Origin of the sequence: Paracoccus sp. MKU1 (genome assembly GCF_001447385.1) — a bacterium.
In the GTDB taxonomy this organism is placed as follows: domain Bacteria; phylum Pseudomonadota; class Alphaproteobacteria; order Rhodobacterales; family Rhodobacteraceae; genus Paracoccus.
In genome coordinates this window covers 129,944-146,268 of record NZ_LLWQ01000193.1, presented here as the reverse complement: position 1 = coordinate 146,268, position 16,325 = coordinate 129,944, and the positions used below count along the sequence as shown (strand labels likewise).

Genomic DNA, 16,325 nt, shown 5'->3' with positions numbered 1-16,325 from the left:
GTGCCGCCGTGATTTTTCCTGGCAGCGCAAGGCGGTTGCGCGATCTTTGCCGGCCGGGGCAAGATGGGGCCAACCGTTCCATGTCGCCCGGGTCCGCCATGTCCAAAGCCGAAACCTTCCGCTTGTTGCAGTATTTCGGCCGGCAGATGGGGCTTTATTCGCAGGTCGTGGTCGCCATCGCGCTGGTGATCTGCCTGTCGATGGCCACGCTTGGCTATTGGGTGAACGCCTATATCGGCGAGGTCGAGGTGGAAAGCGCCGCCGATGCCGATGCCGTCTATATGAACATCATCCTCGAGCCGCTGCTGCGCGGGGTGGAACGGCACGGCACCGTGCCGCCCGAGGTCGAGGCGCAGCTCGACCTGCTGCTGGACCGATATGCGCAGGATAGCGATATCGAGGCGGCGGCGATCTGGTGGCAGGACGGCACCGTGGCCTACAGCACCGACAAGCGGTTGATGGGGCGACGGATGTCCTCGGCCCAGCTCGATGCCGCCTTCGCCGGTCGGGTCGTCGCCGAGATGATGCAGAACCTGACCGACCACGGCAGCCGGCGGCAGGCGCGCATGGGCCAGCCCTTGCTGGAGGTCTATGTGCCGCTGCGGGCGGCCGAAACCGGCGCGGTCACCGCCGTCGGCGAATTCTATCGCAATGCCGCGGAACTCCAGGCGCAGATGCAGCGCGTGGCGGCGCGGATCTGGGGGGTGGTGGGACTGACCACCGCGCTGATGCTGGTGCTGCTGCTGCTGACGGCGACCCGGGCGCGGCGCATCGTCCGGGCACAGCAGGACGAGCTGCACCGGCGGCTGACGATTTCGCAGCAACTGGCCCGACAGAACGCCGATCTGCGGCAGGCGGCCGAAACCGCCAAGCTGGACGCCATCAAGGCCAACGAGGATCTGCTGAACCGCATCGGCGCCGATCTGCATGATGGTCCGCTGCAACTGCTGGGGCTGATCGTGCTGCGGCTCAGCGGGCTGTCGCCGGGACAGGCCGAGGATGCTGCCGCGGCGCGCGAGCGGGAAAAGACCGCCGAACTAGCCGCGCGCACCATGCAGGAACTGCGCCATCTCGCCTATGGGCTCAGCATCCCCGAGCTGGAGGGGCTGACGGTTCCCGAAGCCCTGTCGCTGGCGATTTCGCGGCATGAAAGCCAGACCGGCACCGCCGTCGCCCGGCAATGGGGCGACCTGCCCGAGCAATTGTCCGATCCCGCCAAGACCTGTCTGTATCGCATCGTGCAGGAATCGCTGAACAACGCCTTTCGGCATGCCGGCGGCAAGGGCCAGCGGGTGCGCGCCGCGATGCGGGACGGCGAGGTCGAGCTGACCATCGGCGATGCCGGCCCCGGCCTGCCGCCCGAATCCCGGCAAGGGGACAAGGGGGACAACGGCCAGCCGGGCCTGGGCCTGCCCGGGTTGGCGCGGCGGTTGCAGACCCTAGGCGGCAGGCTGGAGGTGGCCTCGCAGCCGGGGCAGGGGACCACCGTCACCGCCCGCCTGCCGGTCGAGGCCGAGGCGCGGCTATTGCATATAGGGGGCTGAGCCCGGCGGCTCCTGGGCTTCGGCTTGCAGCTTTTGCGCCGCCAGCACCACCTCGATGCGGTTGCGGGCATGCAGCTTCTGCATCAGGATCGACATGTAATGCTTGACGGTCTTTTCGCTGATCCGCAGCTGCTGGCCGATCTCCTTGTTGGTCCGGCCGCGCAGCAGCAGCCGCACGATCTGTTCCTCGCGCATGTTTAGCCGGATCGCCTGCAAGGCGCGCTTGCGCAGCGAGGCATTCTGCAAGGCCGCGATCACCTTGGAGGCGAAGGTATGGCTGACGAAGGTCTCGCCGCGCATCACGGTGCGGATCGCCTCGGCCAGATCGGTCGCGGTGCTGCCCTTGATGACATAGCCGTGCGCGCCGGCCTCCAGCACCTGCACGGCATGTTCGACCGCCATCGAGGCGGTAAAGATCAGCACCCGGACATCGGGCGCTTCCTCGCGGATTTTCTGGATCGCTTGCAGGATATTGCCCGGCATGTCCAGATCCAGAAGGATGACATCAGGCTTGCTTTTCAGCGTCAGGCTGACGGCGTCGGCGGCCGATACGCCTTTTCCGATAACCGTGAATTCCTGCGATTCGGCGAATATTCCTGCCAGGCCTTCAAGGAAAATGGGGTGGTCATCGAATATCGCCAATTCAACCCTGCGCATGTCCGACGACCTCCGTAAACACTCAACTGAACCGAATGTTTCAACGATAACAGAACGGTTTTTGCCTCGAAACTGTCGTTAAAGATATGTTTTCGCGTCCTTGGGGCGATTCCGGCATTCCGAGGATTTCCCTAATGCTACGAAATGCCGCGAGAGTCGAAACCCTTTCTGCCGGCATGATCGGGACCGATCGGAACCGAACGGCCGTCCAATTTTCTTTCTGCCGGCATTCGGACTTTGGTCCATGTTTTATCGGCCATTGGTCCGATCCGCGGTGCGACTTTCGGCCTTTTCCGATTCAGACCTCGGGCGCATGAAAAGGCCCGACTTTGTCCGGTTCATGCCCATCCCTCTCTGAGGCAGGATTCGAAACATATCGGCAGGCGTCCCGAAAGCCGGGCGCCGCATAGGCCCATTCGCCAATCGCGGCGAAAGGCGGCTGGCACAGGAGGGATTACGTCATGGTAACGCTGATCAGGCACGACCTGGAATTCATTCTCGAACAGATCAAGATCGCCGAGGCCCATGCGGCGGGCACGCCGCTGACCGAGCTGGTGGACAGTCCGCTGTTGCCCCATGGGCTGCGCACGGTCGATGGCAGCGACAACAATCTGGTGCCGGGTCGCGAAAGATGGGGCGCCTCGCACGAGGAATTCCTGCGCCTGACCGATCCGAACTGGCGCAACGAGGCCGATGACACGATGATGTTCGGCACGCCGGAAAACCCGGTCTGGCTGAACAACAACGATTATACGCCCGGCAGTCCGACCAGCCCCGGCTTTCAGCCCGGGACCGTGGTGGATGCCGATCCGCGGCTGATATCCAACCTGATCGTGGACCAGACGCTGGACAATCCGGCCGCCATCGCCGCCGCGCTGCGCCATGCCGGGGCCGAGGGGGCCGAGCTGACCACGGCGATGCAAGGCGTGGTGGATGCGCATTCGCTGGTCAAGGGGACCGTGCCGGGCAGCCCGGCCCATGCCGTCGCCCAGGCGCAGCTGGCCCAGTTGCTGGACCAGCATGGGATCGAGATGGACGGCCCGACCATCAAGCTGCCCAACGTGGCGCCGGACGAAGGGCTCTCGGCCTCGTACAACGCCTGGTTCACGCTGTTCGGCCAGTTCTTCGACCATGGGCTGGATCTGGTGAAGAAGGGCGGCCATGGCACGGTCTATATCCCGTTGCAGCCCGACGATCCGCTGTATGACCCGGCCACGCCGCACAGCAATTTCATGGCCATGACCCGCGCCACCACCGGCGAGGGTGCGGCCAACGTGACCACGCCCTGGGTGGACCAGAACCAGACCTATACCTCGCACCCCTCGCATCAGGTCTTCCTGCGGGAATACGAGGCGGGGCCGGAGGGGCCGCTGGCGACCGGCAGGCTGCTGGATGGCGCGCGGGGGCTGGCGACCTGGGGCGATGTCAAGGCGCAGGCCCGCGAGCTGCTGGGGATCGAGCTGACCGACATGGATGTCGGCGCGGTGCCGGTGCTGCTGACCGACCCCTATGGCGAGTTCATTCGCGGCCCCGGTGGCCTGCCGCAGATCCTGGCGGCCTTCGACGTGGAGGGGGTGCCGATCTGGGTCGAGGGCAATCTGTCCGATCCGGTCAATCCCTCCGCGATCCAGCTGCCGCCCGGCACGGTGCTGTTCGGCGGCAACGTGATCGAGCCGGGCGAGACGGTCTCGGCCGCCCGCACCGGCAATGCCTTCCTGGACGATATCGCCCATAATGCGGTGCCGGTGGTGGCGGGCGGCGCGCTGGTGCCCGATGGCGACGACGCCACCGGCTATTCCGGCGGCTTCGACGCGCGCGGCAACCGCGATTCCTATGACGACGAGATGCTGGATGCGCATTACATCACCGGCGACGGCCGCGGGAACGAGAATATCGGCCTGACCGCGGTGCATTTCGTCTTTCATGCCGAGCACAACCGGCTGGTCGAGCATGTCAAGCAGGTGATCCTGGCCACCGGCGACGCGGATTTCATCGCCGAATGGCGCGACGCCGAGGGCAACTGGGACGGCGAGCGGCTGTTCCAGGCCGCGCGCTTCAGCACCGAGATGCAGTATCAGCACCTGGTCTTCGAGGAATTCGCCCGCAAGGCGCAGCCGGACGTGGACGTCTTCATGGTGCAGCCGGATGTCGAGATCGACCCGGCGATCTTTGCCGAATTCGCCCATGTGGTCTATCGCTTCGGCCATTCCATGCTGAACGAGACGGTGGACCGGATCCATGCCGATGGCAGCGCCGATCACCTGGCGCTGTTCGACGCCTTCCTCAACCCGCTGGCCTTCGGCTCCGAGACGATGGATCACCACCAGGCGGCGGGCGCCATCCTGCGCGGCATGGCCGGACAGGTCGGCAACGAGATCGACGAGTTCGTCACCAATGTGCTGCGCAACCAGCTGGTGGGCATTCCGCTGGACCTGGCGGCGATCAACATCGCCCGCGGCCGCGACACCGGGATGCCGACGCTGAACGAGGCACGGCAGCAGTTCATGGAGATGGCCGGCGGCGACAGCCAGCTCAAGCCCTATGACAACTGGGTCGATTTCGCGGTCAACCTGAAGAATCCCGAATCCATCGTCAACTTCATCGCCGCCTATGGGACCCATGACCTGATTACCGGCGAGGAGACGGTGGCGGGCAAGCGCGCCGCCGCCATGGCCATCGTCTTCGGCACCGACCAGACCGTGTTCGAGGGCGGCGTGGCGCGGGTGATTTCCGCCCCGGCCGACCGGCTGGCCTTCCTGAACGCGGCCGGCGAATATGCGGACCGCAGGGGTGGGCTGGATGATGTCGATCTGTGGGTCGGTGGCCTGGCCGAGAAGAAGATGCCCTTTGGCGGCATGCTGGGCTCGACCTTCGCCTTCATCTTCGAATTGCAGATGGAGAACCTGCAACATGCCGACCGCTTCTATTACCTGTCGCGGGTGCAGGGGCTGAACCTGCTGACCGAGCTGGAGAACAACTCGCTGGCCTCGATCGTGATGCGCAATACCGACCTGGGCGAGACGGGCTTTGCCCTGCCCGGCGACGTCTTCTCGATCCCCGACCATGTGCTTTACGTCGATGCGGCCAAGCAGGCGCAGTTCGGGCATGTGGATCCGGTGCATGACAATCCGACGCTGGAGGCGCTGTCGAGCCTGGTCGAGCGCGCGCCGAACTTCATCCGCTACAACGGTGCCGATCACACCACCATCGCCGGGACCGAGGGCAATGACACCATCATCGCCGGCGGTGGCGACGATGCGGTGCGCGGCTTCGGCGGCGACGACCGGATCGAGGCCGGCTATGGCGTCGATATCGTCCATGGCGGCGATGGCGACGATGTCATCACCAATTCCGGGACCGATATCGGCGAAACCGATATGCTGCACGGCGATGCCGGCAATGACGTGATCCACGGCGGCTCGGGTATGGCGCTGATCTTTGGCGGCTCGGGCAAGGATTTCCTGATGACCGGCCCGGACGGTTCGGAGATCCGGGCGGGCACCGGCGACGACTTCCTGATGGGCGGCAACGGTTCCGACGTGCTGTTCGGCAACGAGGGCAACGATTGGGTCGAGGGCGATGGCCTGTTCGACTATATCGCCGGCGACAATGGCGACATCTTCTTCAACTCGTCGATCATCGGCCATGACGTGCTGAACGGCGGCAGCGGCGATACCGATTACGACGCCGATTCCGGCGACGACATCATGATCGCCGGCGAAGGCATCCAGAAGTTCATCGGCATGTGGGGCCATGACTGGGTGGCGTTCAAGGGCCAGGCGGTTCCGGCCGTGGCCGACATGAATTTCCCCGTCTTCGCCACCCTGCCGCTGGAGGTGCTGCGCGACCGCTTCAGCCAGGTCGAGGCGCTGTCGGGCTGGAGACATGACGACGTGCTGCGCGGCGACGACCGCAGCGACGAGGAGGGCGATGCCGGGCTGACCCCCGACCCGACGCCCGAGGGCAACTTCCTGCATAACGAGCTGGATCAGGCCGGGATCGACCGCATCGCCGGGCTGGACCAGATCGTCACGCTCGATCTGATGCGGCTGGGCGCATATTGGGCCGACGGCTCGGGCGCCGAGAAGATGATCTTCTCGGGCGGCAACATCCTGCTGGGCGGCGGCGGCAGCGACCTGATCGAGGGGCGCGGCGGCAATGACGTCATCGACGGCGATGCCTGGCTGAACGTGCGCATCAGCATCCGCGACGCCGGCGGCAACGAGATCGCCTCCGCCGAGGGCATGTCCACCGTGGTCACCGATCCGGCCGGCAATGTGCTGCATGGCGGCCGGACGCTGGACATGCTGATGCTGGAGCGGGTCTATAACCCCGGGCAACTGCATATCGCGCGCGAGATCCTGTGGGACGACAGCGGCACCGACACGGCCGTGTTCTGGGATCTGTTCGAGAATTACGACGTGTCGCGCAATACCGATGGCAGCATCCGCGTCGAGCACCTGGACCAGACCGTGGGCGTGATCGACCCGATCACCAACCGCAACCGCGTCTCGGACGGGATCGACACGCTGCGCAACATCGAGGTGCTGCAATTCGGCGATGTGACCGTCAACGTCTCGGACCTGTTCAACGCGGCCCCGACCGGGCAGCCGCTGCTCAGCGACGCCACCCCCACCCAGGGGCAGGCCCTGACCGCCGATCTCAGCGGCATCGCCGATGCCGACGGCATCGACATGGCGACGATGAGCGTGCAATGGCAAAACTTCATCGGTGGCGCCTGGGCCGATATCGCCGGGGCGACCGGCAGCTCGTTCACGCCGGGCCTTGCGCATGTGAACACCCAGCTGCGGGTGGTGGCGCGCTATACCGACGGCTTCGGCAAGGCCGAGGAGGTGGTTTCGGCGGCCAGCTCTCCGGTCGGGGCCCATCTGGTCGGCAACGGCCAGCCGAACCTGTTCGACGGCACCAGCGGCGCGGACCTGATCGAGGGGCTCGGCGGCACGGATACGCTGAACGGCGGCGCGGGCGACGATACCTTGCTGGGCGGCAATGGTGGCGACACGCTGAACGGCGGCAATGGCGACGACCTGCTGGATGGCGGCGCGGCGACCGATCAGCTGAACGGCGGCGCCGGCAATGACACGCTGATCGGCGGGGTGGCCCCGGACGTGGTGAACGGCGGCGACGGCGACGACCTGATCCGCTGGAACGCCGGCGACGGGCGCGATACCGTCAACGGCGGCGCCGGCACCGATACCATCCATCTGACCGGCGACGAAACCGCCGAGACCTATCACATCTGGACGCTGGCCGCATGGCGTGCCTTCAGCAATGCCAACAACAACCAGGTGCTGAACGGCAACGTCCCGGCCGGGACCGAGATCATCATCACCCGCAACGGCACCAACTATGCCTCGGCCGTGGCGGTGATGCAGGCGATCGAGGAAATCGTCATCAGCGGCATGGGCGGCGGCGACACCTTCCAGGTGCATGGCGACTTTGCCGGGACCAGCCTGTCCTACAGCACCATCACGCTCGAGGGCGGCGCGGGCGACGATGTGGTGGACATCTCGAACCTGACCTCGGCGCATCGGGTGCTGTTCCGGACCAATGGCGGGCAGGACACGATCCTGGGGCAGCTGCGCGAGCAGGACGTGGTCGAGATGCCCGAGGGCACGGCCCATGCCGTCTCGCAGAACCCCGACGGCACCACCACGCTGGCGGGCGAGGGCGGCACGGTCACCTTCACCGCCGCCGCCGGCCCGGCGGTGCAGGCGCCTGCGGACGATCCGGACGATGGCGAAGGCCCTTTGGACGATGAGGCCGGCGGCGACGGCGGAACCGTGGCCGGGCTGAGCCTGATCGGCGGCGACGGCGCGGATGTGCTGACCGGCGATGACGGCGCGGACATCATCCGCGGCGGTGCCGGCCATGACTTCCTCGACGGCAAGGGCGGCCGGGACGTCATGTTCGGCGGTGATGGCGCGGACGACATGTTCGGCGGCGCCGGGGCCGACATGATGTATGGCGACGGCGGCAACGACCGCATCTTCGGCGGCGATGGCGACGACATGATCACCGGCGGCGCCGGGGCCGACACCGCCTTCGGCGGGGCGGGCAACGACATGTTCATCGCCAGCCGGGGTGACGGCAACGACGTCTATTACGGCGAGGAGGGCGAGGACACGCTGGACATGTCCGCGATCTCGGCCAACGTCACCGCCGATCTGGGCACCGGCTTCATGGGCCGGGGCAGCGTGAGCAGCGCCGAGACCGGCACCGACACGCTCTGGAGCGTCGAGAACATCGTCACCGGCTCGGGCGACGACGTGATCACCGCCAGCCGGGCGGTCAATGTGATGGATGGCGGCGGCGGCAAGGACATCTTCCGTTTCCTGTCGGCGCAGGATGCGGATGGCGACACGATCACCGGCTTCCAGCCCGGCGACCGGGTCGATCTTTCCGGCATGGACGCCGATGCCGGGACGGCCGGCAAGCAATCCTTCACTCTCGTCACCGCCGAGACCTTTACCGCACGCGGCCAGGTGATGATCGTTCACGAGTCGAGGGAGGATGGCGACTATACGGTCGTGATCGGCAACACGACCGGCGATGACGGGGCCGATTTCCGCATCAGCATCAAGGGGTCGCATGCACTGACCGGGAACGATTTCAACCTCTAGGGCCGCAGCCCGCCGGCCGGTGCCCAGGAGACCGGCGGGCCCTTTTCCCCAAGACAAGTCAACAGGTGAACGCAGATGCGTGGCAGGGACATGACGAAGGCGGCGAAGCGCCGGGGCGCGGCGAATCTGATCCGGGGCTATCGCGCCGTTCTGGTCTTTCTGTTCGGAATATCGGGCATCATCAGCGTCCTGGCGCTGACCGGTGCCTTTTACATGTTGCAGATCTACGACCGGGCCCTGACCAGCGGCAGCGTGCCGACGCTGCTGGCGATCTCGGTCCTGGCCATCGGGCTGTATTTCTCGCAGGGGTTGTTCGACATCCTTCGCTCGCAGATCCTGGTGCGGATCGGGGCGCGGCTGGACCGCAGGCTGGCGCCGCTGGCGCATCAGGTGGCCATCGACATGCCGCGCTTCGGCTTTTCCACCTCCGAGGCGCTGGAGCGGGGGCGCGATGTCGATACGGTGCGCGGCTTTCTGGGCAGCCAGGGGCCGGTGGCGCTGTTCGACCTGCCCTGGGTGCCGCTGTTCGTGGCTTTCGTCTATGTGCTGCATCCCTGGCTGGGGGCGCTGACGCTGGGCGGCGCCTTCGTGCTGGCGGTGCTGACCATCGTGACCGAACTGATGACCCGGCGCCTGAACGAGGCGTCGCAAAAAGCGATGATCGCCCGCAACGCCATCGCCGATTCCAATGCCCGCAACGCCGAGATCGTCAAGGCCATGGGCTTTGGCGCCCGCGCCGTGATGCGCTTTGCCCGCGCCAATGACGAGCATCTGAGCTTGCAGACGCGGGCGAACGATGTCGGCGGCACCTTCGGCGCGATCTCGCGGGTGCTGCGGATGATCCTGCAATCGGCGGTGCTGGGGCTGGGCGCCTTCCTGACCATCCGGGGCGAGCTGTCGCCCGGCGCGATCATCGCCGCCTCGGTCGCCTCGGCCCGGGCGCTGGCGCCGATCGACATGGCCATCGCCAACTGGAAGGGCGTGGTGGTCGCGCGCGCCGCCTTCGGGCGGCTGCGCGACACGGTGGTCGCGCTGGCCGAGGCCGACGAGCCGATGCCCTTGCCCGCCCCCTGCCGCTCGCTGAAGGTCGAGAACGTCACCGTCGCCGCGCCCGATTCCGGCCGCGTGCTGCTGAGCGAGGTGAGCTTCGCCCTGTCGCCGGGCCAGGCGCTGGGGGTGATCGGTCCCAGCGGCGGCGGCAAGACCACGCTGGCGCGCGCCCTGACCGGGATCTGGCCGGCGCTGCGCGGCGGCGTCCGGCTGGACGATGCCGAACTGGCGCAATGGGACGACGAGACGCTGGGCCGCCATATCGGCTATCTGCCGCAAGAGGTGGCGCTGCTGGAGGGCGACATCCAGGAAAACATCGCCCGTCTCGAGGAAAACCCCGATCCGCGCCGCATCGTCGAGGCCGCCAAGGCCGCCGGCGTGCATGAGATGATCGTGCGCCTGCCCGACGGCTATCACACGGCGCTGGGTCCGATGGGTCTTGCGCTTTCGGGCGGCCAGCGCCAGCGCATCGGCCTGGCCCGCGCGCTTTACGGCGATCCTTTCGTCGTGGTGCTGGACGAGCCGAACTCGAATCTCGACGGCGAGGGCGAGGCGGCGCTGACCGCCGCCATCAACGCGGTCAAGGCGCGCGGCGGCATCGCGGTGGTGATCGCGCATCGCCCCAGCGCCTTGGCGGCGGTCGATCTGGTGGCGGTGATCCAGAACGGCCGGATGACCGCCTTCGGTCCCAAGGAGGACATCATCGCGCGCCCGGTGCGGGTCGAGCCCGAGGTCGCGCAAACCGACAGAAAGGAGCGTGCCCCGGCAACGGCGCGCGTCACGGCATGATCATCAACGTCAAGGGCATGCGGGCCGATGCGGCCGAAACGGTCCCCGCGGAACGCTATGCGGCCAAGGCCGGCGAACAGGAAACCCGCACCCCCTATGTGGTCGGTGCGGCCCTGATATGGCTGGGCCTGTATCTGAAATCCATCTTTCCGGCCTGGGGACAGGACAAGGCGCCATCCCCGCCCCGCGCGACCATAGAGGACTCGGCACCGCCCGACCTGGCGATGGCGGCCCCGGCCGCGCCCCGCGCGCCGGCCCGGCAGCCCGAGGGCGACGCGCCGGCACCGGAGCCGCCGCCGGTCGATACCGGTCCGTCGGGCTTCGCCCCCGGTCCCGCGGCTCCGGTGAAATCGGTGCAGGTCGAGGCGCCGAGCCTGTTGCTGCCTTGGGAGCAGGCCCTGCCGGTTTCCGCCAGCCGTATCGCCGCCAATGACAACCGCATTGCCGCCGCCGCGCCGGTCAGCCCGGCGCCGGGGATCGGCCAGGCCTCGCAGCCGGGCGACCGTCCTGCCGATCCGCCGGCGGAGCCCGACGAGGACAAGCCCGTCGCGCCGCTGCCCGAGGCGGGCAACCGCGCGCCGCGCCTTTCGGGTCCGGTCAATCTGGGCGAGTTGGCCTCTTGTGCGGTGCTGGCGATCGGGCTGGGCCAGTTGCTGCGCCATGCCGAGGATCCCGACGGCGATCTGCTGTCGGTGCAGGACGTCACCGCCTCGGCGGGCGAGGTGATCCGCACCGAAACCGGCTGGAGCTATATCCCCGATCCGGATTTCAGCGGCCCGGTCACGCTGAGCTATCAGATCGGCGACGGCGCGGCCTTCGTCACCCAGACCGCGCATCTTTCGGTCTTCGAGCGGCATTTCCTGCAAGGCAGCGATCAGGACGACAACCTGCTCGGCAGCCTGTGCGCCGACGATATCGACGGCCGCGACGGCGACGACAACATCGATGCGGGCGGCGGCAACGATGTCGTGCGCGGCGGGCGCGGCGACGATCATGTCCTGGCGGGCGCAGGCGACGACACGGTGCTGGGCGGCGCCGGCGACGATGTGATCTTCGGCGGCGCCGGCGACGATCACCTGTGGGGCGGGGCGGGAAACGACCGGCTTTTCGGCCAGGCCGGCGATGACATCCTGCATGGCGAGGCGGGCGACGATCTTCTGGAGGGCGGAGCCGGAGACGATCTTCTGGACGGCGGCAGCGGCCATGACAGCCTGTATGGCGGCGCCGGCGACGACGTGCTGGTCGGCGGTGCCGGCGACGATCTTCTGGAAGGCGGTGCGGGCGATGACGTGCTTGACGATGGCGCGGGCGTCGACGTGGTCCGCGGCGGGCGGGGCAACGACCATATCATCGCGGCGCTGGACGGTGCCGGCGACCATCTCGACGGCGGCGAGGGCAGGGATGTGCTGGACTATTCCGCTGCGAGCAAGAGCCTGCATATCGACCTTGAGGCCGGCCGTGCCAGCGGCGAGGAGATCGGCAACGACACGATCGCCGGCTTCGAGGCGGTGGTCGCCGGCTCGGGCGACGACCATGTGATCGCCGCGCTGGACGGGGCCGGCAGCAGCCTCGACGGCGGCGAGGGCACGGATGTGCTGGACTATTCCGCCGCCGAAGATTGCCTGCTCATCGACCTGGATGCCGGCCTTGCCGTCGGGGTCGAGATCGGCACCGATGTCATCACCGGCTTGGAGGCGGTGCGGGGCGGCTCGGGCGACGATCACTTCATCCTCGGCGATGCGCCGGCCTGCCTGGAAGGCGGCGGCGGAAACGATCTCTTTGAGTTCCTGCCGCCGGCGCCGCCGGAGCCCGGGACGGTGGTCGAGGCGCGCAGCTTCGAGATCCTGGATTTCAAGGTCGGCGACCGGCTGCGCATGTCGAAATACGACCTGTTCGAGCGGATCCTGGACAAGCAGGAGGACGAGTTCGAACGGATCTATGGCGAGGATTTCGACGATGACGACATCCGCATCCGCTTTCGCCACGAACGCGACGACGAGATCGACCGCACGGTGATCGAGGCCGATTTCAACCGCGACGACATTTACGAAACCACCATCACCCTGGAGGGCCGCCATCTTCTGGTGGTGGTCGAGCAGGTGGTGAGCTGACGAAGGCTGGGGGGAGGGCGAACCATGCGGACCAACAGGGGCAAGGGCGATGACGGCGGGTTCAGCCTGGGCCCGCGCGTGGCGGCGGGCTTCCTGCTCGGCCTGCTTCTGGTGCTGGGGGTCGGCGGCTGGGCGGTGACGGCGCGGCTGACCGGCGCGGTGATCGCCCAGGGCGAGGTGGCGGTGGACCAGAACCTCAAGCTGATCCAGCACCGCGACGGCGGCATCGTCAGCAGCATCGAGATCCGCGAGGGCGACCATGTGCAGGCGGGCCAGGTCATGGTCCGGCTTGACGATGCGCAGACCCGGGCGGAGCTGTCGATCATTCGCTCGCAACTGGTCGAGCTGGCGGCACGGCGGGCGCGGCTGGTCGCCGAGCGCGACGACCTGCGCGAGATCGCCTTTCCGGCCGATCTGGTTGCCGCCGCGCCGGGGGTGGCCAGCCTGATCGCCGGCGAGACGCGGCTTTTCGAAGGCAACCGGCTGAACCGGGAAAGCCGCAAGCAGCAGCTGGAGCTGGGCATCGAGCAGATCGGCGAGGAGATCGCCGGGCTGGAGGCGCAGCGCGCCGCCAAGCTGGAGGAGATCGAGCTGGTCGAGGCCGAGCATCAGCGCATCTCGACCCTGACCGAGGCCCGGTTGGTCGAAAGCTCGCGCATCTTCGCCATCGGCCGCGAGCGCACCCGGCTGCTGGGCGAGCGCGGCGAGATCGACGCCGCCATCGCCCGCGCCAAGACCCGCACCAGCGAGATCCGCCTGCAAGTCATCGCCATCGACGAAACCGCCCGCACCGAGGCGCAGCGCGAGTTGAGCCTGGTCGAGACGCGGATTTCGGAATTGCAGGACCGCCGGGCGGCGATCGAGGACCGGCTGACCCGCACCGATATCCGCGCGCCGATATCCGGGATCGTGAACGAGATGAAGATCCACACCGTCGGCGGCGTCATCACCCCGGCCGAGGTGCTGGCCACCATCGTCCCCGAGGAAGCCCGGCTGAAGATCGAGGTGAAATTCGCCCCCGCCAGCATCGACCAGATCGCCGTGGGCCAAACCGCGCGGCTGCGCTTCACCGCCTTCAACCAGCGCACCACCCCCGAGCTCGAGGGGATGATGACCTATCTGGCCGCGGCCACCACCCGCGTCGGCACCACCGGGGAAAGCTTCTATGCCGGCGATATCGAGGTCGCCCCGGCAGAGCTCGCCAAGCTGGCCGGGCTGCGGCTGATGCCCGGCATGCCGGTCGAGGTCTTCGTGACCACCGAGGAGCGCACCGCGATTTCCTATCTCGCCAAGCCGCTGACCGACCAGTTCAACCGCGCCTTCCGCGAGCGCTGAGGCCGGTCGGGGGGCGGCCGGATTGACTGCGGCTGCCCGCCCGGCCCGCGTTTGCCGGCAGGGTCCTGCGCCGGTCCGGGTCGCGCTCACCGAATATTAACGGGTTCGCCCTAGAACTGGCGGCAGATCCTCCGTGTGGCCGCCCATGTCCGGTTTTCCCTTTCTGTTTCGCCTTTTGCTTCTGGCGCTGATTCTGGTGCCCGGCCCGGCACCGGCCCTGCCTTCGGCCGAGGTCTGCGAATGGGCCGCGCAGCAGGCGGCCGAGGAAAACGGGGTTCCCGCCGAGATTCTGGGTGCGCTGACCCTGACGGAAACCGGGCGCCGGCTGGACGGGCTCGTGCGGCCCTGGGCGTGGAGTGCCAATGCCGAGGGCGAAGGCACCTGGTTCGACGATCCCGCCAGCGCCGTCGCCTTTGCCGAGGACCGCGTGGCCCTGGGTCGAACCAATATCGATATCGGCTGCTTTCAGCTGAACTATCGTTGGCACGGCGCGCATTTTGCCTCGGTCGCGCAGATGTTCGATCCGCTGGAAAACGCCCGCTATGCCGCCCGCTTCCTGCGCCAGCTTCATGCCGAGATGGGGGATTGGCGTCTGGCGGCGGGGGCATTCCACTCTCGCACCCCGGTCCATGCGCGGCGTTACCTGGCTCGTTTCGACACGCTGCACCAGATGCTGCGCGAGCGGGGGTTTGCCGGCATGACCGCCTCGCCCGAGACCTATAACAGCTTTGCCGCGATCGATTCTGGCCAGCGCAAGCGGGTGCGGGACAGGGTGATGCTGCTTGGCGCCCCCCTTGGCAGTCAGGTCACCGGTCGGCCCGGCTCTTTGGCGGTCTTGGCCTCGGGGCGCTCGCCGTTGGGGGCGAAGGGCGGCGGGCCGATGATCGGCGTGCGCCTGGCCGGGGCCGGAGAGGGCGGCGCCTCGCTCTGGCGGCCGGCCGTCCCACCCTGACGGGATTGACAAAGCCCGGCCGGCGCCTTTTCTGGGCGGGATCCGCCATCCGCCGCGCCTGGGACGCAGCCTGACATGACGCCCGCCGCCCGAGCCGACGCGGCCATCGCCATCCTCGACCGCATTCTCGACGGGCAGGCCGCCGAAGCGGCGCTGATCCGCTGGGCGCGGGCCAGCCGCTTTGCCGGTTCCGGAGACCGGGCGGCAGTGCGGGATCTGGTGTTCGATGCCCTGCGCCGGCTGCGCTCGCGCGCCGCCTTGGGCGGGGCGCTGTCCGGGCGCGGGCTGCTGCTGGGCATGTGCCGGGAGGAGGGGATCGACCCGGCGTCCCTGTTCACCGGCGAAGGGCATGCGCCGCCCCGGCTTTCCGAGGCCGAGCGTCAGGCCGGCCGCGTGCCCAGGCCGGACGAGGCGCTGGACTTACCGGATTGGCTTTTGCCGCTCTGGCGCGAGGCGCTGGGCCCCGATGCCGATCCGGTGGCGCTGGCCATGCGCGACCGTGCGCCGGTCTGGCTGCGGGTCAACCGCCGCCGCAGCGATCCCGTCCGCGCTGCCGCCATGCTGGCCGAGGAAGGCATCGCCACCGCCCCCCATCCCGAGCTGCCGACGGCGCTGCGCATTACCGAGGGCGCCCGGCGCCTGGCCGCCTGCCGCGCCTATCGCGAGGGGTTGGTCGAATTGCAGGATCTTTCGCCGCAGATGGCCTGTGCGGCTCTGCCGGCGCGCGGCAGCCTGCTGGATTTCTGCGCCGGAGGCGGCGGCAAGGCGCTGGCGCTTGCCGCGCAGGGCGTCGGGCCGGTAACCGCCCATGACATCGATGCGGGACGCATGGCCGATCTGCCGGCGCGCGCCGAAAGGGCCGGGCTGCGCATCCGCCTCGCGGCGCCCGGCAAGGTCGCGGGCCGGTTCGATACTGTCCTTGCCGATGTGCCTTGCTCGGGCAGCGGAACCTGGCGGCGCAGCCCGGATGCGAAATGGCGCCTGACGCGCGACGACCTGGAGCGACTTGCGGCCCAGCAGCGCCGGATTCTGGATCAGGCGGCGGGCTTCGTCGCCGATGACGGGCATCTGGCCTATATGACCTGCTCGGTCCTGACCGTTGAAAACGACGAGCAGGTGCAGGGGTTTCTGGCGCGGCATCAGGGATTTGAGCCGATCCTGACCCGGCGGTTTTTGCCGCTTACGGCTTCGGACGGATTTTATCTGGCCCTGATGCACCGCCGTTAACCCTTTGTTAGCACGT

At 67.9% G+C, this 16,325-nt stretch carries 8 protein-coding genes; 7 read left to right on the top strand and 1 reads right to left on the bottom strand.

What is annotated here, in order from left to right:
- Window positions 1-98: 98 nt before the first annotated feature.
- Window positions 99-1,544 carry a sensor histidine kinase gene (locus AQY21_RS16855; RefSeq protein ID WP_161906046.1) on the top strand — a complete coding sequence of 482 codons (1,446 nt, stop codon included), beginning with the start codon at window positions 99-101 and terminating at the stop codon, window positions 1,542-1,544.
- Here AQY21_RS16855 and AQY21_RS16850 read toward each other — a convergent pair.
- On the bottom strand, window positions 1,524-2,201 hold the full coding sequence (locus AQY21_RS16850; RefSeq protein WP_058098772.1) for a response regulator transcription factor: 678 nt from the start codon (window positions 2,199-2,201) through the stop codon (window positions 1,524-1,526). The two genes, AQY21_RS16855 and AQY21_RS16850, sit on opposite strands and share 21 nt — an antisense overlap.
- Window positions 2,202-2,662: 461 nt before the next feature.
- Between AQY21_RS16850 and AQY21_RS16845 the strand changes: the two genes are divergently transcribed.
- From AQY21_RS16845 to AQY21_RS16820, 6 genes are all read left to right on the top strand, one after another.
- Window positions 2,663-8,845: a peroxidase family protein gene (locus AQY21_RS16845; RefSeq protein ID WP_058098771.1), complete on the top strand. Its 6,183-nt coding sequence runs from the start codon at window positions 2,663-2,665 to the stop codon at window positions 8,843-8,845.
- A 75-nt stretch (window positions 8,846-8,920) separates the two neighbouring features.
- Entirely contained in the window at window positions 8,921-10,684 is a 1,764-nt protein-coding gene (locus tag AQY21_RS16840; protein WP_058098770.1) for a type I secretion system permease/ATPase, read from the top strand.
- Window positions 10,681-12,795: a cadherin-like domain-containing protein gene (locus AQY21_RS16835; RefSeq protein WP_058098769.1), complete on the top strand. Its 2,115-nt coding sequence runs from the start codon at window positions 10,681-10,683 to the stop codon at window positions 12,793-12,795. Before AQY21_RS16840 ends, AQY21_RS16835 begins: the two co-directional genes overlap by 4 nt.
- 24 nt (window positions 12,796-12,819) lie before the next feature.
- A complete protein-coding gene (locus AQY21_RS16830; protein WP_058098768.1) occupies window positions 12,820-14,130 on the top strand; it encodes an HlyD family type I secretion periplasmic adaptor subunit in 1,311 nt (436 codons plus the stop codon).
- 145 nt (window positions 14,131-14,275) lie between these two features.
- Window positions 14,276-15,082 carry a lytic transglycosylase domain-containing protein gene (locus AQY21_RS16825; protein WP_058098767.1) on the top strand — a complete coding sequence of 269 codons (807 nt, stop codon included), beginning with the start codon at window positions 14,276-14,278 and terminating at the stop codon, window positions 15,080-15,082.
- Between the two features lie 75 nt (window positions 15,083-15,157).
- Entirely contained in the window at window positions 15,158-16,309 is a 1,152-nt protein-coding gene (locus tag AQY21_RS16820) for an RsmB/NOP family class I SAM-dependent RNA methyltransferase (protein WP_058098766.1), read from the top strand.
- Window positions 16,310-16,325: the final 16 nt, after the last annotated feature.

Excerpts from the sequence above, each read along its gene's own strand:
- AQY21_RS16850 (WP_058098772.1), bottom strand. The coding sequence starts at position 2,201 with ATGCGCAGGGTTGAATTGGCGATATTCGATGACCACCCCATTTTCCTT.
- AQY21_RS16835 (WP_058098769.1), top strand. The coding sequence starts at position 10,681 with ATGATCATCAACGTCAAGGGCATGCGGGCCGATGCGGCCGAAACGGTC.
- AQY21_RS16830 (WP_058098768.1), top strand. The coding sequence starts at position 12,820 with ATGCGGACCAACAGGGGCAAGGGCGATGACGGCGGGTTCAGCCTGGGC.
- AQY21_RS16825 (WP_058098767.1), top strand. The coding sequence starts at position 14,276 with ATGTCCGGTTTTCCCTTTCTGTTTCGCCTTTTGCTTCTGGCGCTGATT.
- AQY21_RS16855 (WP_161906046.1), top strand. The coding sequence starts at position 99 with ATGTCCAAAGCCGAAACCTTCCGCTTGTTGCAGTATTTCGGCCGGCAG.
- AQY21_RS16820 (WP_058098766.1), top strand. The coding sequence starts at position 15,158 with ATGACGCCCGCCGCCCGAGCCGACGCGGCCATCGCCATCCTCGACCGC.
- AQY21_RS16840 (WP_058098770.1), top strand. The coding sequence starts at position 8,921 with ATGCGTGGCAGGGACATGACGAAGGCGGCGAAGCGCCGGGGCGCGGCG.
- AQY21_RS16845 (WP_058098771.1), top strand. The coding sequence starts at position 2,663 with ATGGTAACGCTGATCAGGCACGACCTGGAATTCATTCTCGAACAGATC.